This window comes from Novosphingobium sp. FG90 (genome assembly GCF_057808725.1).
Window position 1 is genome coordinate 62,055 of the sequence record NZ_JBMDIO010000023.1, and the last position, 13,642, is coordinate 75,696.

Annotated in this window: 13 protein-coding genes; 7 read left to right on the forward strand and 6 right to left on the reverse strand. The window is 66.3% G+C overall.

All coding sequences use genetic code 11. From position 1 onward, the window contains the following. Nucleotides 1-16: 16 nt before the first annotated feature. The gene (locus ACODRZ_RS18315; RefSeq protein WP_488971901.1) at nucleotides 17-1,291 is read left to right on the forward strand and encodes an alkaline phosphatase family protein; all 1,275 of its coding nucleotides are present in this window, start codon (nucleotides 17-19) and stop codon (nucleotides 1,289-1,291) included. Nucleotides 1,292-1,397: 106 nt separating this feature from the next. Here the strand turns inward: ACODRZ_RS18315 and ACODRZ_RS18320 are convergent, their stop codons facing one another. The 3 genes from ACODRZ_RS18320 to ACODRZ_RS18330 are packed head-to-tail and all read right to left on the reverse strand — an operon-like array spanning nucleotide 1,398 to nucleotide 4,518. Beyond that, the gene (locus ACODRZ_RS18320; protein WP_488971900.1) at nucleotides 1,398-2,438 is read right to left on the reverse strand and encodes an endonuclease/exonuclease/phosphatase family protein; all 1,041 of its coding nucleotides are present in this window, start codon (nucleotides 2,436-2,438) and stop codon (nucleotides 1,398-1,400) included. 32 nt (nucleotides 2,439-2,470) lie between these two features. Beyond that, complete coding sequence (locus ACODRZ_RS18325) at nucleotides 2,471-3,853, reverse strand: sensor histidine kinase (protein WP_488971899.1); 1,383 nt, start codon at nucleotides 3,851-3,853, stop codon at nucleotides 2,471-2,473. Beyond that, entirely contained in the window at nucleotides 3,850-4,518 is a 669-nt protein-coding gene (locus ACODRZ_RS18330; RefSeq protein ID WP_488971898.1) for a response regulator transcription factor, read from the reverse strand. Before ACODRZ_RS18330 ends, ACODRZ_RS18325 begins: the two co-directional genes overlap by 4 nt. A gap of 329 nt (nucleotides 4,519-4,847) precedes the next feature. On the opposite strand from ACODRZ_RS18330, the gene ACODRZ_RS18335 reads away from it, so the two are divergent. Genes ACODRZ_RS18335 through ACODRZ_RS18350 form a run of 4 tightly spaced genes read left to right on the forward strand, consistent with a single transcriptional unit; the run spans nucleotide 4,848 to nucleotide 8,407 of the window. Beyond that, on the forward strand, nucleotides 4,848-5,519 hold the full coding sequence (locus ACODRZ_RS18335; protein WP_488971897.1) for a nucleoside/nucleotide kinase family protein: 672 nt from the start codon (nucleotides 4,848-4,850) through the stop codon (nucleotides 5,517-5,519). After that, the gene (locus ACODRZ_RS18340) at nucleotides 5,516-6,229 is read left to right on the forward strand and encodes a nucleoside/nucleotide kinase family protein (protein ID WP_488971896.1); all 714 of its coding nucleotides are present in this window, start codon (nucleotides 5,516-5,518) and stop codon (nucleotides 6,227-6,229) included. Before ACODRZ_RS18335 ends, ACODRZ_RS18340 begins: the two co-directional genes overlap by 4 nt. Before the next feature lie 19 nt (nucleotides 6,230-6,248). Then, the gene (locus ACODRZ_RS18345) at nucleotides 6,249-7,577 is read left to right on the forward strand and encodes a lipopolysaccharide biosynthesis protein (protein WP_488971895.1); all 1,329 of its coding nucleotides are present in this window, start codon (nucleotides 6,249-6,251) and stop codon (nucleotides 7,575-7,577) included. Further along, a complete protein-coding gene (locus ACODRZ_RS18350) occupies nucleotides 7,574-8,407 on the forward strand; it encodes a hypothetical protein (RefSeq protein ID WP_488971894.1) in 834 nt (277 codons plus the stop codon). Before ACODRZ_RS18345 ends, ACODRZ_RS18350 begins: the two co-directional genes overlap by 4 nt. Nucleotides 8,408-8,747: 340 nt before the next feature. On the opposite strand, the gene ACODRZ_RS18355 is transcribed toward ACODRZ_RS18350, so the two are convergent. From ACODRZ_RS18355 to ACODRZ_RS18365, 3 genes are all read right to left on the reverse strand, one after another. Next, nucleotides 8,748-9,431 carry a phosphotransferase-like protein gene (locus ACODRZ_RS18355; protein WP_488971893.1) on the reverse strand — a complete coding sequence of 228 codons (684 nt, stop codon included), beginning with the start codon at nucleotides 9,429-9,431 and terminating at the stop codon, nucleotides 8,748-8,750. Further along, nucleotides 9,428-10,384, reverse strand: a complete 957-nt coding sequence (locus ACODRZ_RS18360) for a DUF7064 domain-containing protein (RefSeq protein ID WP_488971892.1) — start codon at nucleotides 10,382-10,384, stop codon at nucleotides 9,428-9,430. Before ACODRZ_RS18360 ends, ACODRZ_RS18355 begins: the two co-directional genes overlap by 4 nt. 291 nt (nucleotides 10,385-10,675) lie before the next feature. Beyond that, a complete protein-coding gene (locus ACODRZ_RS18365; RefSeq protein WP_488971891.1) occupies nucleotides 10,676-11,251 on the reverse strand; it encodes a TetR/AcrR family transcriptional regulator in 576 nt (191 codons plus the stop codon). A gap of 92 nt (nucleotides 11,252-11,343) precedes the next feature. On the opposite strand from ACODRZ_RS18365, the gene ACODRZ_RS18370 reads away from it, so the two are divergent. Beyond that, nucleotides 11,344-12,921 carry an ABC-F family ATP-binding cassette domain-containing protein gene (locus tag ACODRZ_RS18370; RefSeq protein WP_488971890.1) on the forward strand — a complete coding sequence of 526 codons (1,578 nt, stop codon included), beginning with the start codon at nucleotides 11,344-11,346 and terminating at the stop codon, nucleotides 12,919-12,921. A 108-nt stretch (nucleotides 12,922-13,029) separates the two neighbouring features. Further along, nucleotides 13,030-13,407, forward strand: coding sequence for a hypothetical protein (locus ACODRZ_RS18375; RefSeq protein ID WP_488971889.1), 378 nt, complete (start codon nucleotides 13,030-13,032; stop codon nucleotides 13,405-13,407). The last annotated feature ends 235 nt before the right edge of the window (nucleotides 13,408-13,642 follow it).

The window sequence follows — 13,642 nt, forward strand, 5'->3', positions numbered from 1 at the left end:
CGTAAAAGGCAAGACCATGCGTCTCATCTCCACTGCCGGGGCTATCACCCTATGCGCGCTACTCCCGGCTATGCCGGCGGCGGCAGCCGACAAGGGCGCTCATCATCCGGTCCTTCTGATCTCGATCGACGGCCTTGCCCCCGACAAGGTGCTTCGCGCCGAAGCGCACGATCTGAAGGTGCCGGTGCTGCGCCGGTTCCTGAAGGAAGGCAGCTATGCCAACGAAGTCGTCAACGTGAACCCCACGGTGACGAACCCCAACCACACCACGCTCGTCACCGGCGTCCTCCCTGCCGAACATGGCATCTACAACAACCGCCCCTTTGCGGTCTCTGCAAAGCTGCCTAAAAGCTACAGCGCTTATAGCCAGATCAAGGCACCGACGCTGTGGCGCGCGGCGAAAGCGGCGGGGCTATCCACCGCGAGCATGTTCTGGCCGGTCACCGGGGGCGCAACGGACATCGACTTCGACTTGCACGACGGCTCGGATGAGGACGACGGCAAGATCGTCAATGACGCCATCCACCTCATCCGCGACAAGCGGCCAGACCTGTTCACCATCCACATCGTCTCGCTCGACCACGAGGAGCACAAGTCCGGCCCGAACAGTCCGGCATCCCGCCGCAAGCTGGAAGAGATCGATGCGGCAGTGGGGCGGATCATCGCCGCCGAACGCAAGACACGTCCCGACGCGATCGTGGCGGTCGTCTCGGATCATGGCTTCGCACCGATTGCCCACCAGACCAATCTGAACGCGGCGCTGGTCGAGGCAGGGTTCATCACGCTCTCGGCAAACGCCGAGCCCCGGATCGCTTCGTGGCAGGCTTTTGCCTGGTACGTCGGCGGCAGCGCGATGATCGTGCTCAAGGACCCGAAGGACAGGCAGGCCTCACTGCGGCTCGAAGCCAGCCTTGCCGCGCTTGCGGCAGATCCCGCCCACGGGATCGAGAGCATCCACAAGCGCAACGAGATCGCCGGTATGGGCTATGCGCCCAATGTGGATTATGTCGTCGCCTTCAAGTCTGGCTGGCGGATGGGCAATGCCCTTTCCGGCCCAGTGACGCAGCCTGCGGAGGGCGGCGGCCATGGCGCCTATTCGGCGGCGGACCTACGCACGGACATGCACTCCGCCTTCTTCATCTCCGGCCCCGGCGTCGAGGCCGCTCGCAACCTTGGCAGGATCGACATCCGCCAGATTGCACCGACAATCGCCGGCCTGCTGGGCGCTGCCCTGCCATCAGCGACGGCTGCGCCGCTGCAAATCCACGCCGAAGCGGGAGTGAACAAGTAAGCGGTGGTGCCGATACTCCCCGCGCCGGCGCGGCGCAGGGAGCCGAAATGCATGGTGGGTTCAAGTTGCAGCGGGACGCTGCGTACCAACGCAGCAGCGCTAATCCTTACGAAGGATCGCGCCAGCTCAGGCGATAGGTCACCAGAAAGCCATCGTGGTCCGACAGCACCGGACCATTGGGGCCGCCGTCGAATAGCGCCTCGACCCGGATCGGGGTGATGTCCACGTCCTGCCCGCGCTCGAAGAACTGCAGATCCTGCGTGTCCACCCACGGCTCGTCACCATCCCACGACATGCGCACGTCGCAGCCCGAGTTCGGCTCCATGCAGGCCCGGTGCACAAGTTCCATCGGCTGGTAGCGGGTGAAGTTCTCCCACCGCCCCTGCGAATGGCGCATGTTGAAATCGCCGCCGAAGACGATCGGGAAGCGATCGTCGTGGTTCTGCTCGATGAAGTGCGATGCCTCGTTCGCCTGCCGCGCATGCGCTTCAAGATTGCGGAACAGCGGCGCGCGAGAGGCTCCGCGCGAATTCATGTGGGTGTCGAACAGGTCCACCGGCACCGGCACGCCGGGCACCGCGATGCGCGCCTGCATCACCCCCTTGTTGGCAAGACAGTCGATCCCTGCGCACGACCGTCGCCCATACGCCTGATGCCGCGTCAGCAGCACCGGATAGGACGATGCCACCACCAGTCCGCTCCCCGTCATGCGCATGCCGATTTCCCCGCGCAGCCAGTCCGCGCGGCCCGGCAGCTTGTCCCGGAACATCGTGGCATGCGGCGCAAGGCGCGTGGGTCCGTGCACGATTGCCGGGTAGCCGGTCGCGAGGATCGCCTTCTTGGCGGCGCCGCTGAATACTTCCTGGAACATCACCACATCAGGCGCTTTCCCCGCCGCGCGCAAGGCGGCAAGGTGCTCGCCGATGCGCCGCAGGTCGCCTTCGCGTCCCGAACGCGCGGGCCAGCCCAGCCCTTCGACATTGTAGGTCAGCACCGAGAGCGTGGTAGTGCGGGTCACCCCATCGGCCGCCAGTTCCACGCGCGGCGCGGGGGCCTGCGCAGCCGTCATGTGGCGCAGCGGCGGCGCCGTGCCGCAACCGCTGAGGAGAATGAGGCAGAGCGCCGCCAGCACATGCCTTGTGGTCATCGTCAATGAGGCTCCGGTGAGGTGAGGAAAAGTCAGCCTTCGATGGATGGCAGGGTCAGCACGACCAGCAGGCCCGGCCCGTCCGGGCGGTCCTCCAGCCGGATCGTGCCGCCGAGCAGCGCCATCGCCTTGCTCGCGATCGAAAGGCCGAGGCCGCTGCCCGAGCTTGCCGAACCGCCATGCTCGAAGCGCAGCAGCAGCCGCTCGCGCTCGGCGGCGGGTACGCCGGGACCGCGATCGCCGATAGTCACGACGAGCCGGTCGCCGCCGCGCACGATGGCGATGTCCAGATGGCCGCCGCCCCGCGCGTGGCGCAGCGCATTGCCGATCACCGCCGACAGCGCGATCTGCAGCAGCGAGGCATCGCAGCGCCAGCGCACGATATGGTCGGGGATCACGCTCGCCTCTATCGCGTCAGCGGGGAGTTCGATCAGGGCATCGGCGACGACTTCGGCCACCAGCGCATGAACGTCCACCGATCGCGCCGCCACCGAGGTCGCGTTCAGCCGCGCCAGCGTCAGCATCCCGTCGATCAGGTGATTGGTGCGATCGATCATCGCCAGCAGGCGGAGCACGTCCTCCCCCAGCGCGGCGGGCGAAAGGCGGCGCAGAACCTGTGCCTGCGCACGGATCGCGGCCAGCGGCGTGCGCAGTTCGTGCGCCACGTCGTCGGTGAAGGCCTGCTCCAGTTCATAGGCGTTCTCCAGCCGGGCGAACAGCTTGTTGAGCGCCACGATCAGCGGCTCCACATCGCGCGGCCACTCCTCGGGCTCCAGCGGCTGCAGGTCGGACAGCGAGCGCGCGCCCAGCGTCGAGGCCAGCCGCTCGACCCGCGACAGACTCTTGCGCAGCGTCCACCACAGCACCAGCATCGCCGCCAGCAGCAGCCCCAGCATCGGCAGCGCCAGTTCGCCGCTCAGCCGCGCGATCGAGAATTCGCGCATCGCCCCGCGCTCGGCCACGACGATCAGCAGGCGTGGATCGGTCCCGCGCATGCCGTAGCTGCGCCACGCCCCGCCCAGCGCCTGAAAATCGTGCAGGCCCGGCCGACGCGGCACCGCCGAGACCGGCGCCCCCCAGCCCGACTGCGCAACCGGCCGCCCTTCCCAGAAGACGGTGAACATGCACGAATCGTAGGATGCCTGGAACGCCTGCGTCTCCTGCGTGGAAAGCAGCGGATCGCCGTCGACGCCAACCAACCGGTCGTGCCGCACCAGTACGCCCGCAGCCAGATCGTCCTGCATCATCATGTAAAGCAGGCGCGAGGCGTTCACCAGCTGCGCATCCGAAGCCCGCTCCACTTCGCGCAGGGCGACCGAATAGAGCACCCCGCCGATCGCCAGCCCGGTCAGCGCCAGCAGCAGCAGCACCCGCCGGTACAGCTTCATCGAGAGCGAGGAGCGCCGCCTCTTCATGCGTCCTGCCCGCCCACCATGTAGCCGAGGCCGCGCGCGGTGCGGATGAAGTCCTTCCCGAACTTGCGGCGCAGGGCGGAAACCGCGACTTCGACGGTGTTCGATTCGGCCCAGTTGTCCTGATCGTACAACTCGGCCTCGATGTCGGCCTTCGACACGAAGCGGCGGCTGCGGCGCATCAGCAGCGCGAGCACGCGGAACTCCTTGGCGGTCAGCGGCACGTCCTGTCCGTCCAGCGCGGCGACATGGCCAGTAAAGTCCAGCCTGACGCGGCCGACCTCGATGCTGTCGTTCTGCCGCCCGTCGCGGCGGCGCAACTGCGAGCGGATCCGCGCGGCCAGTTCCTCAAGGTCCACCGGCTTGACCACGTAGTCGTCCGCGCCCGCGTCCAGCCCGGCGACGCGCTGCTGGGTGCGGTCGAACGCGGTGACGATGATCACCGGCGTCGCGTCGTGCGCGTCGCGCAGATCGCGCAGCACCTCCAGCCCCGAGCCGTGCGGCAGGCCGATGTCGAGCAGGATCACGTCGTAATCGTTGCTGCGCGCGGCAGCGAACACATCATCCCCGCGCGTGAAGAGATCGACCACGTAGCCTTCCAGCTCCAGCGCCCGCCGGATTGCCGGGCCAAGGTCGGCATCATCTTCCGCAAGCAGCAGACGGGGCAACGCGAAAGCTCCGGCAGGGAGGAGGGAAAGGCGAGGAAACCGCCCGAATTCGGTTCCGGACTACGCCGGGAATCGGGGCTCGTCAAATCGCACGCAGGCCGAATTACAACGCGCCGCGCGCATCAGCTTCGCATCAGGTTGGGAGACTAGAGGCCCGATTCCGGGCCGCGTTGCAGGCACCGGGCCACGAGGGTGCATCAGACTTAGCGCAACATGGCTACAGAACTATGACAATCCATACTTCACCTGACCGGATTACCGCTTTCTCTCCCTTCGATGCGACGCCCGGGCGGTGCGCGGCGCAGCGACGGGACGTTCTGGCGCCCTGCGTGGCGCTGATCGGATGCGACGGGTCGGGCAAGTCCACCCTCGCCCGCGACCTGACCGCGCTGCTCGGCCGCGAAGGGCCGACGCGCTCGATGTACCTCGGCCTCGGCACCGGCGACCTCGGCCGCCGGATCGGGCGCATCCCGCTGATCGGCGCGCTGGCCGAGAAGTTCCTGACCGGCAAGGCCGACAAGGCCCACGCCGCGCCGGACAAGCGCCTGCCGGGACTGGCGACGGCGCTGGCGATGTTCGGTTTCTCGCTGGCGCGCAGGCGGCGGTTCGAAAAAGTGCTCGCCTTCCGGCGGCGCGGCATCCGGGTGGTGACCGACCGCTATCCGCAGGCCGAGCTGGCAGGCGGGTTCGACGGTCCGGGCCTCGCCTGGACGCGCCGGGGATCGGCTCTGGTCGAGCGCCTCGCCGCGCGCGAACGGCAGCTCTACGAGGACATGGCGGCCTATCGCCCGACGCTGGTGATCCGCCTCAACATCGATGTCGAGACGGCACTGGGCCGCAAGTCGGACCACACCCGCGCGCCGCTCGAAAGGAAGCTGGCGGTGATGCCGACGCTCGGGTTCGGCGGCGCGCATATCGTCGACGTGGACGCAACCCGGCCTTACCCTGAAGTGCTTGCCACCGTGCTGGCGCTGATCCAGATCGAGGCATCGGCGGCATGACACGGGTTCCTCCGCTGATCGCCGTGATCGGCTGCGACGGCTCGGGCAAGTCGACGCTGACGCAGGAACTGCAGGCATGGCTCGGCCAGCGCCAGCCCACCGTCACCTGCCACCTCGGCAAGCAGTCCGGCAACATCGGCCGCGTGATCGCGCGGCTGCCGCTGCTGGGCGGACGGCTCGACAAGTCGATCCACGCCAAGGCGCGCAAGGCGCAGGGCGAAAAAGGCCCGGGCCTTGGCGCGGCGCTGGTGATCTACGCCTTCTCGCTGCGCCGCCTGTTCCGCTTCCGCCGCATGATGCGGCTGCGCGGCGAAGGCCGCACGATCATCGCCGACCGCTTTCCGCAGCTTGAGATCCCCGGCCCAATGGACGGCCCCGGCCTTGCGGCGGCGCGGCCCGGCGGCCTCGTCGGCATGCTTGCGGCATCGGAGCGGCGTATGTTCGAGACGATGACGCAGCAGTCGCCCGACCTCGTGCTGCGGCTCAACGTCTCGCTCGACGTCGCCGCCGCGCGCAAGCCGGACCATCGCTTCACCTCTCTGGCGCGCAAGATCGCCGACGTGCCGCGCCTGCGCTTCGGCGCGGCGCCGGTCGTCGAACTGGACGCCGAAGCGCCGCTGGAACAGGTGATCTCCCGCGCCAAAGTGGCGGTGAACGCGCTGCTGATCGCGCACGAAGGCGGCCTCCCCTTCGCCGGAGCCGCAGCATAGAACAATGGCAAGCCTACCCATGAAACGCTGGTTCTCGGACGGGGTTTTCCGCACCATCGTTCGCAATGCATCCTACCTTGCATCGGGCAAGATCGGCGGCGCGCTGCTCGGCCTGATCGCGCTCGCCTGCGCCGGACGCGGCATGACGCCCGCGCTGTTCGGCACGCTCGTGCTGATCCATTCCTATGCCAACGGCGTGGGCGCTGTGGTCAAGTTCCAGACCTGGCAGTTCATCGTGCGCTACGGCGCCCCGGCGCTCGAACGCGGCGATACCGCGACCTTGCGCGACGTCACCGGCTTCGCCGTCGGCCTCGATCTCGCCAGCGGACTGATCGGCCTTGCGGGGGGCCTGCTGCTGCTGCCCCATGCCGCCGAATGGTTCGGCATCGGCGCCGAGAACCTGAACATGGCGATGCTCTACTGTACGCTGATCCCGACGATGACGGCGGCCACCCCCACCGGCATCCTCAGGGTGTTCGACCGGTTCGACCAGATCGCACTGCAGCAGCTGGTGACCCCGCTGGTGCGCGCGCTGGGTGCCGCCCTGTCCTACTTCTGCGGCTTCGGCTTTACCGGTTTCGTGCTGACCTGGTACATCGCCGACTTGTCGGGCGACTTGTGCCTGTGGGCGCTTTCCATCCGCGAACTGCGCCGCCGCCGGATGACCGACGCACTGCGGCCTGGCCTGCTGCGCCCGGCACGGCGCCTCTCCGGCGCCTGGGGCTTCGTGTGGACCACCAATGTCGCGCACTCGATCTGGGCGGCATGGGGGCCGGTCAGCAACCTCGTCGTCGGCGCCCTGCTCACCCCTGCCGCCGCCGGTCTGTTCAAGATCGCCGCGACGTTCTTCGATTCCGCCAGCAAGCCCGCCGAACTCCTATCGCGCAGCTTCTATCCCGAGATCATGCGGCTCGATCCCAGCAGCCGCCACCCCTGGCAGCTGGCCGTGCGCAGCGCGCTGATTTCCGGCGCGATCGCCGTGGTGGTCCTGCTCATCGTGTCGATCGGCGGCGAGCCGGTGATCGACCTCGTGTTCGGCAAGCGCTATGTCGAGGCTTACGACCTGCTCCAGCTCATGACCGCCTCGCTGATCGTGGCGATGGCCGCGTTCCCACTGGAATCGCTGCTTTACATGGCGGGGCGCGAACGCTCCGCGCTGGTGGCGGAAGGCACGGCGGCGCTGGGCTATGCGCTGCTGCTGGTCGTGCTGATCCACCTGTTCGGACTGTGGGGCGCAGGACTGGCCTATGTCGCCGGGGTGTGCCTCAAGACCGCTTTCATGCTGGTGCCGACGCTGTCGGCCTATCGCGGGCGCCACGCGCTGATCCATGACGGGCAAACGGCATGACCGCCTCCTACCCCCCGGAAATCCTTGACGCGCTGTTCGAGGCGGTCGAAATGGACGACGTCGTCGACCCAGTGGTGAGCCTGCCCGACCCGATCCCGGTTGCCTGCGGAAAGGCGGACATGCACCGCTGCCTGGACTTGTGTGTGCAGTTCTGGCGCGAAGGCGCGAACCGGGCAGACATGCGCGCGCTGACCACCACGCTGCTGCTGACCGGGGACCTGCCGTCCGACGCGCGGCGGCGCTACAAGCTGATCCGTGCCCGCTACAAGCACTTGCGCTTCGCCCTTGTCCTGTACAGCAGGAGCCACCGCGCCCCGCCGCTGTTCCGCGCAACGGTAGCGGTGATGGGACACCTGCAGGACTCCTACCGCAACGGGCGCCGCACAGCAGTGCTGGGCTATGCGCTGCTGCTACGACTGCTGCTGATGCAGCCGGTGTGGATCGCCGTGCAGCGCGAAGTCGCGGGTGTGCGGCTGGACGGCGCCGAAGGCTTCCTGCGCTTCCGCCGCGCCGAAGTCGGCCGCCTCAGGCTATGGCTGGGCGAGGGGCTGGACGAGACCAGGCTGACCGCGCATCGCTTCCACGCCATGCGCAAGATCATCAGCCGTCAGGTCTCGTTCTACGATACGATGCGCACGCTGGAACCCGACGAGCGGATATTCCGCATGTCGCGCTTCCTGAGCGCGATCAACGGACTGATGGGCAGCCTTCACGACGATCTTGTCGAGGAATCGGTGGCGGGGCGCAAGGACTACCACCGCGACGAATTCCGCGTGCCGCAGGACATCCGCGACCGCCTGCGTACCTTGACTCGTGCCTACCCAAACTGACCCTGCGCTGTGGTGGTCAGACCATGCGCGACGCATCGCGAACCGAGATGGCGACCTCCTCCCGCATTTCGGCGCGCATGGGCGCCTTGGGTTGCTACGGCAATGAATGTCTCCTCCTAAAAGAGGCATGATTTGGCAGTCGAAGGAATAGTATTCCTGCAAACAAAGGGTTTTTGAGTTGGTGCCTGTTTGTGGTGAGCTCCAGAAATCCGCCAAGACCTGACGCGCCGCCAGGAAGGCATGATTGGGACGACGCACTCGAGATTGTCCGGTATCGGACATGCCGTCAAACCTTGATCCAGCAGGAATGCTCTCAGCGTTTCAACATCTTAGACTAATTTCATGTCACTCCAAAACTGTGTCGCAGGATCTCGAACGCCACCCCAGGCCCTTCGGCCAGCCGCGCGGAGATCATCGCGCAGACCTCCTCCGGCCCATGCACCGACGTGTCGATGGTTAAATCGGAAATCTCGTTTCTATAGACCTCCTCGTAGAACCACGGGCGCAACCGGGTCAGGCGGTCGATGATCTTGGCCACCGCGTCGTCGCCCAGCAGGTCGGTAGGGATTTTCTTGTCCATCCGCCGCTCGGCGACGCGGCGTTCCAGCACCTCGAACGGGGGTTTCAGCGTCACCAGCAGCACCGGCAACCCCTCGGTCCGCGCCACGAGGTCCTGCAGCACGGGCGGATCGCTCATCAACAGGTGGTCGAACACGACGTTGACACCCTGTCGGGAACTCGCCGCCATCCATTCGTGAAGCGCCACAAAGGCCTTCGTGCCTTCGTGCCCGAACCGCCAGCGTAGCGGCCCATCGGGGTCGGCCGGATCGATCGGAACCGCCTCGATGCCCTGCGCTGCCCGGGGGCCGTGGTGGCCGTATTTCGCGGGCAGCGTTTGCGCGGTGAAGTGGTCGATGCCGTAGAGCAGCCAGTAGTCCTCGCGGGTTTTCTGGAACAGTTCGCAGGTCGTCGACTTGCCCGAGCCCGATGTGCCGTTGACGACGACGATCTGACCCAGGCTCACAGCGGGCTGCCCAGCGCGATTTCGCCCCGCGCGATGCGGCGGAAGCGCTCGGCGGGTGCGAATTCTTGGTTGTCGCCCCAGTGCTCGACGCCGTTCCAGTCCCAGCGCATCAGCGACCAGACCACCGAGTGATCGGTATAGCCGGTAAAAACGAGGCCTGGATCGATCGTACCGGTGGCCTCCATCGTGCGGCCGAGCGTGTCGGTCCCTCGCCACAGCACCTTGGCCGGCCCGAATTGCCCCCATTCCAGCACTTCGCGCCGGCCCGAGGCGAGGCTGGCCATTTCTCCTTCCTTCCAGATGAAGCCGCCGATCGAGCGCGCTTCTGCGCCCTCCCCCATGGCGATTGCGTGGAAGGCGCTGGGTCCACTCGCATCGGCGCCGATGCCCCAGAAGTAGCCGCCGCAAGCGAGCGATTCGTACTCACGCGCGCCATAGGAGGTATCTCGCATCGACCAGCAGTCGATCGGCCATTCTTCGCCGTAACGGCGGACGGTGCCGCTCATCCGACCCGGCTGTTCGATGTGAAACTTGGCGGTGGAGGCCTGCCCCGCGTCGCCGGTGCGTAGCTCGTGCGCGGGGCCGATCGCGCTCCAGGTAAGGTCGAGCAGCAGGCCGTCGCGGTCGTAATCGAGCTTGTATCTGGCCATCGGCTCGATCATCCGGCACGATAGCGAATTGCGCGCCTGCATGTCGAACTTGCCGCGCGTGCCCGCCGGGAGCGCCTGAAGATGACTCCACTGGTAGTGCAGGCAGTCGTGCTGGAACGTGCCCGAGGGATCCCACAGCACCGGGCCGCCGTTGAGCATACCCATGTTGGGGCGGAAATAGTACTGGATCATGCCGTGGATATGGCGCTCGGGGATCGAGAGCGAGAACCACACGCTTTCGTTCCAGTAGGGGTTGTCGTCGCGGCCTTCGCCGAAGTGATCGGCATGATGTGCGTCATTCATGCCCGGCTTGTAATGGGTCCTGCCGGGGAGCGACTATGACTTACGATGTGTGGTGCTTTGCCGGTAGCAGAATTCCAGCCTTGGCTCCCGTCCGCTACCCCATCCTTGCCATTCAGGCGCCCATTTTCCCGTTCGCAGTTGCAGTCAGTCCGCTTCCCCATTCTCAGGCGGTCAACAGAAAGGCATCTTTGAGAAAACCACCCAGGCAAAGCTGCCATCTATGCCCATCAATCTCGAACATCGGCGAAAGAAGTGGTCGTATTTCGCATATTTTGCGTAACAATTTTACGCCTAGACACTGACGAAGAAATCCCATCTGGCCGAGAAAGCCGCTTCAATCTTTGTAGGAATGTCCTCGCTCAGTCTAAGCCTGTTTGCTGCGCCATCGAGAAGGTCGATCAGAATTTCACACAGTTCGTCGGGGTTGGCCACAGGCACGGCCGCCGCAACCGCATCCCGCAAGGGCGTAAGTGCCTGTTCGGCCCATTGCGTTGCCAGGATGCGCAGACGCGGCGAAGTGGACGCTTCCAGATTCAATGCCGCGTACAATGCGGCATGGTCGCGCGAAGCGCCGAAGCCGAAATAGGTCCGCGCCATGGCCCGTAAGACCTCGTAAGGCGATGACCCCGGCGCTCCCGATGCACTGAGGTCCGCAATAAATCGAGCGACATCGCGATCGACCACAGCCACGAAAAGTGCCTCTTTGTCGGCGAAGCGGCGGTAGATCGAATGCTTGGAGCAGCGTAGGCGCACGGCCAGTTCATCGAGCGAAGCACCTGCATAACCCCTCTCGCAAAACAGGATGCGCGCCGTATCGAGCAGTTCCCGCGTCCATGCCTGCGCTTGCGCGTTCGTCGGTCGCCCCATGCTTCGCCTGACTTCCCTCTACATCCCGGTCATTGACCCGGCGCCCATAAAACGACACGATATAGTGCTGTTAATAACAAAGCGAGTCGCGCTTGTCTTCCATTTCCTTGTCCCGCGTCAGTTGGGTCACGCCTGCGGGGCACCCGGTCTTTCGTGAGATCGATCTGACTTTCGGCCTTCGGCGCACAGGGCTGGTCGGACGCAATGGCGTGGGCAAAAGTACGCTGCTGCGGATCATGGCGGGCGACCTGACGCCCTCTTCCGGTACATGTTCGACGGCCGGGACCGTTCACCTGATGCATCAGGTCGTGCAGGCGGCGGCATCGGACCGGATCGCCGATCTCTTCGGCGTGCGTGCCGCCCTCGACGTGCTGGCGCGCGCAGCAGGTGGAGAGGCTACCCTGGACGATCTCGAAAGGGCCGACTGGACGATCGAGGAACGCATCGACGCTGCGCTCGCCCGTGTCGGACTGGATGCTTCGGCCGCGACGCTGCTGGCCGGGCTCTCGGGCGGGCAGCGCACGCGCGCGGCGCTGGCGGCGGCGATCTTTGCAGAGCCTGATTTCCTGTTGCTGGATGAGCCTACCAACAATCTCGACCGCGCGGGGCGAGACGCGGTGCTGCGCCTCGTCGATGGATGGTCCGCCGGGTTGGTCGTGGTGAGCCACGACCGCGAACTGCTGGAGCGCATGGACGCCATCGTCGAACTGACGACGCTGGGCGCGACGCAGTATGGCGGCAACTGGAGCGCCTATCGCCAGAGCAAGGCGCTGGAATTGCAGGCGGCCGAACAGGATCTGCTCGATGCCCGCAAGCGACAGGCCGAAATCGTGCGTCGCAGCCGCATCGCCGACGAGCGCAAACAGCGCCGCGATGCCGCCGGAGCACGCAAGGCGGCGCGCGGCGACATGCCGAAGATCCTTGCAGGGGCGCGGCGCAATGCCGCCGAGGCCAGCGGCGGCGGCGATCAGCGGCTTAAGGCCCGGCTGGGCGATGACGCCGCGCGGGACGTGGCGGCGGCACAGGCGAAGATCGAAGTCCTGCAATCGCTGTCGATCGTGCTGCCGACGACGAAGGTTCCCTCGAGTCGTACCCTATTGGAGATGCACGGGGCCGCGATCGGCCATGATCCTGCCAATCCGATCCGGCAGAATATCGATCTCACGATCATCGGCCCGGAGCGGATCGCGGTGACCGGGCCGAACGGCTGCGGCAAGAGCACCCTGCTGCGCACCGTGGCAGGCGATCTGCCCCTGCTCGGCGGCACTATGGCGCTCGGCGGTACGGTCGCCTTTCTGGACCAGAACGCCGCGTTGCTCGATCCCGAGACGACCATCCTCGACAACTACCGGCGCCTCAATCCCGGCAAGGACGAAAACGCCTGTCGGGCGATGCTGGCAGGCTTCCTGTTCCGGGCCGACAGCGCGCTGCAAGTGGTCGGCACCCTGAGCGGAGGACAAATGCTGCGCGCGGCTCTTGCCTGTCGTCTGGGTGGGAATACGCCGCCGGAGATGCTCATCCTCGACGAGCCGACCAATCACCTCGATCTCGATTCCATCCGGGCCATCGAGGCCGCGCTGGCTGCATTCGACGGGGCCTTGCTGGTGGTGAGCCACGACGAGTCATTCCTCAAGGAGATCGGCATGGAACGTCGGATCGTGCTGGCATAGTGATGCCGCTCGCACACGCTAACGGACGATAACGGGCATCCCGGCAGTTCGGTAAAGGAACAGTCACCCGCGCCCTATGCCGAAAAGCTGTGTGTACGCGGCTGTCCCGTGCTGACTTTCGACGCGGCGCGTCTGGGGGCGAGCGAAGGGCTGCCGCGCGGCGATCATCCGCGCGCCGCCAGGGCGCTGACCTGGGACAGCATCGACCACATGGCGAGTTTCGATGCCTTCCGCTTCATCGACCTCATCGCGCCCCGCCCGCTGTTAATGATCACCCCGACAAGGGCCGTGACGGCCTCGATGACGCATGATGCTCATGAACGCGCAGGCGGCTCCAAGCGCCTGCATACGATCGCGAAGATGCGGTCAATGCGGCGGTCGAGGAGCTTTCAGGGTTCTTTGCCGAGGCGCCGCGCCGCACCTAACACCGGATCACAGCAACTGACGGGCGGGCTTGCAAGGGAGCGGCTATCCTGCCTGGCGTAGCAAGGAGCCCCGTCATGTCCGATCAATTGCCCCCCGGCCACGCCGCCGCGAGTCCATCGCCGGCGCGGCTACGCTTGCCTCCGCGATGATGGCGGGCCTGCCCCCTGCGAGGGCGGCCTCCGCGAACGTGCCGAATGTCCGGCCGTTCGGGCCGGCCCGCCAGATCGCCGCCGGGCCGCTCGACATCGGTTACGTCGAGACGGGGCCGGCGCCTGTCTCAAATCGTTGACCGCAA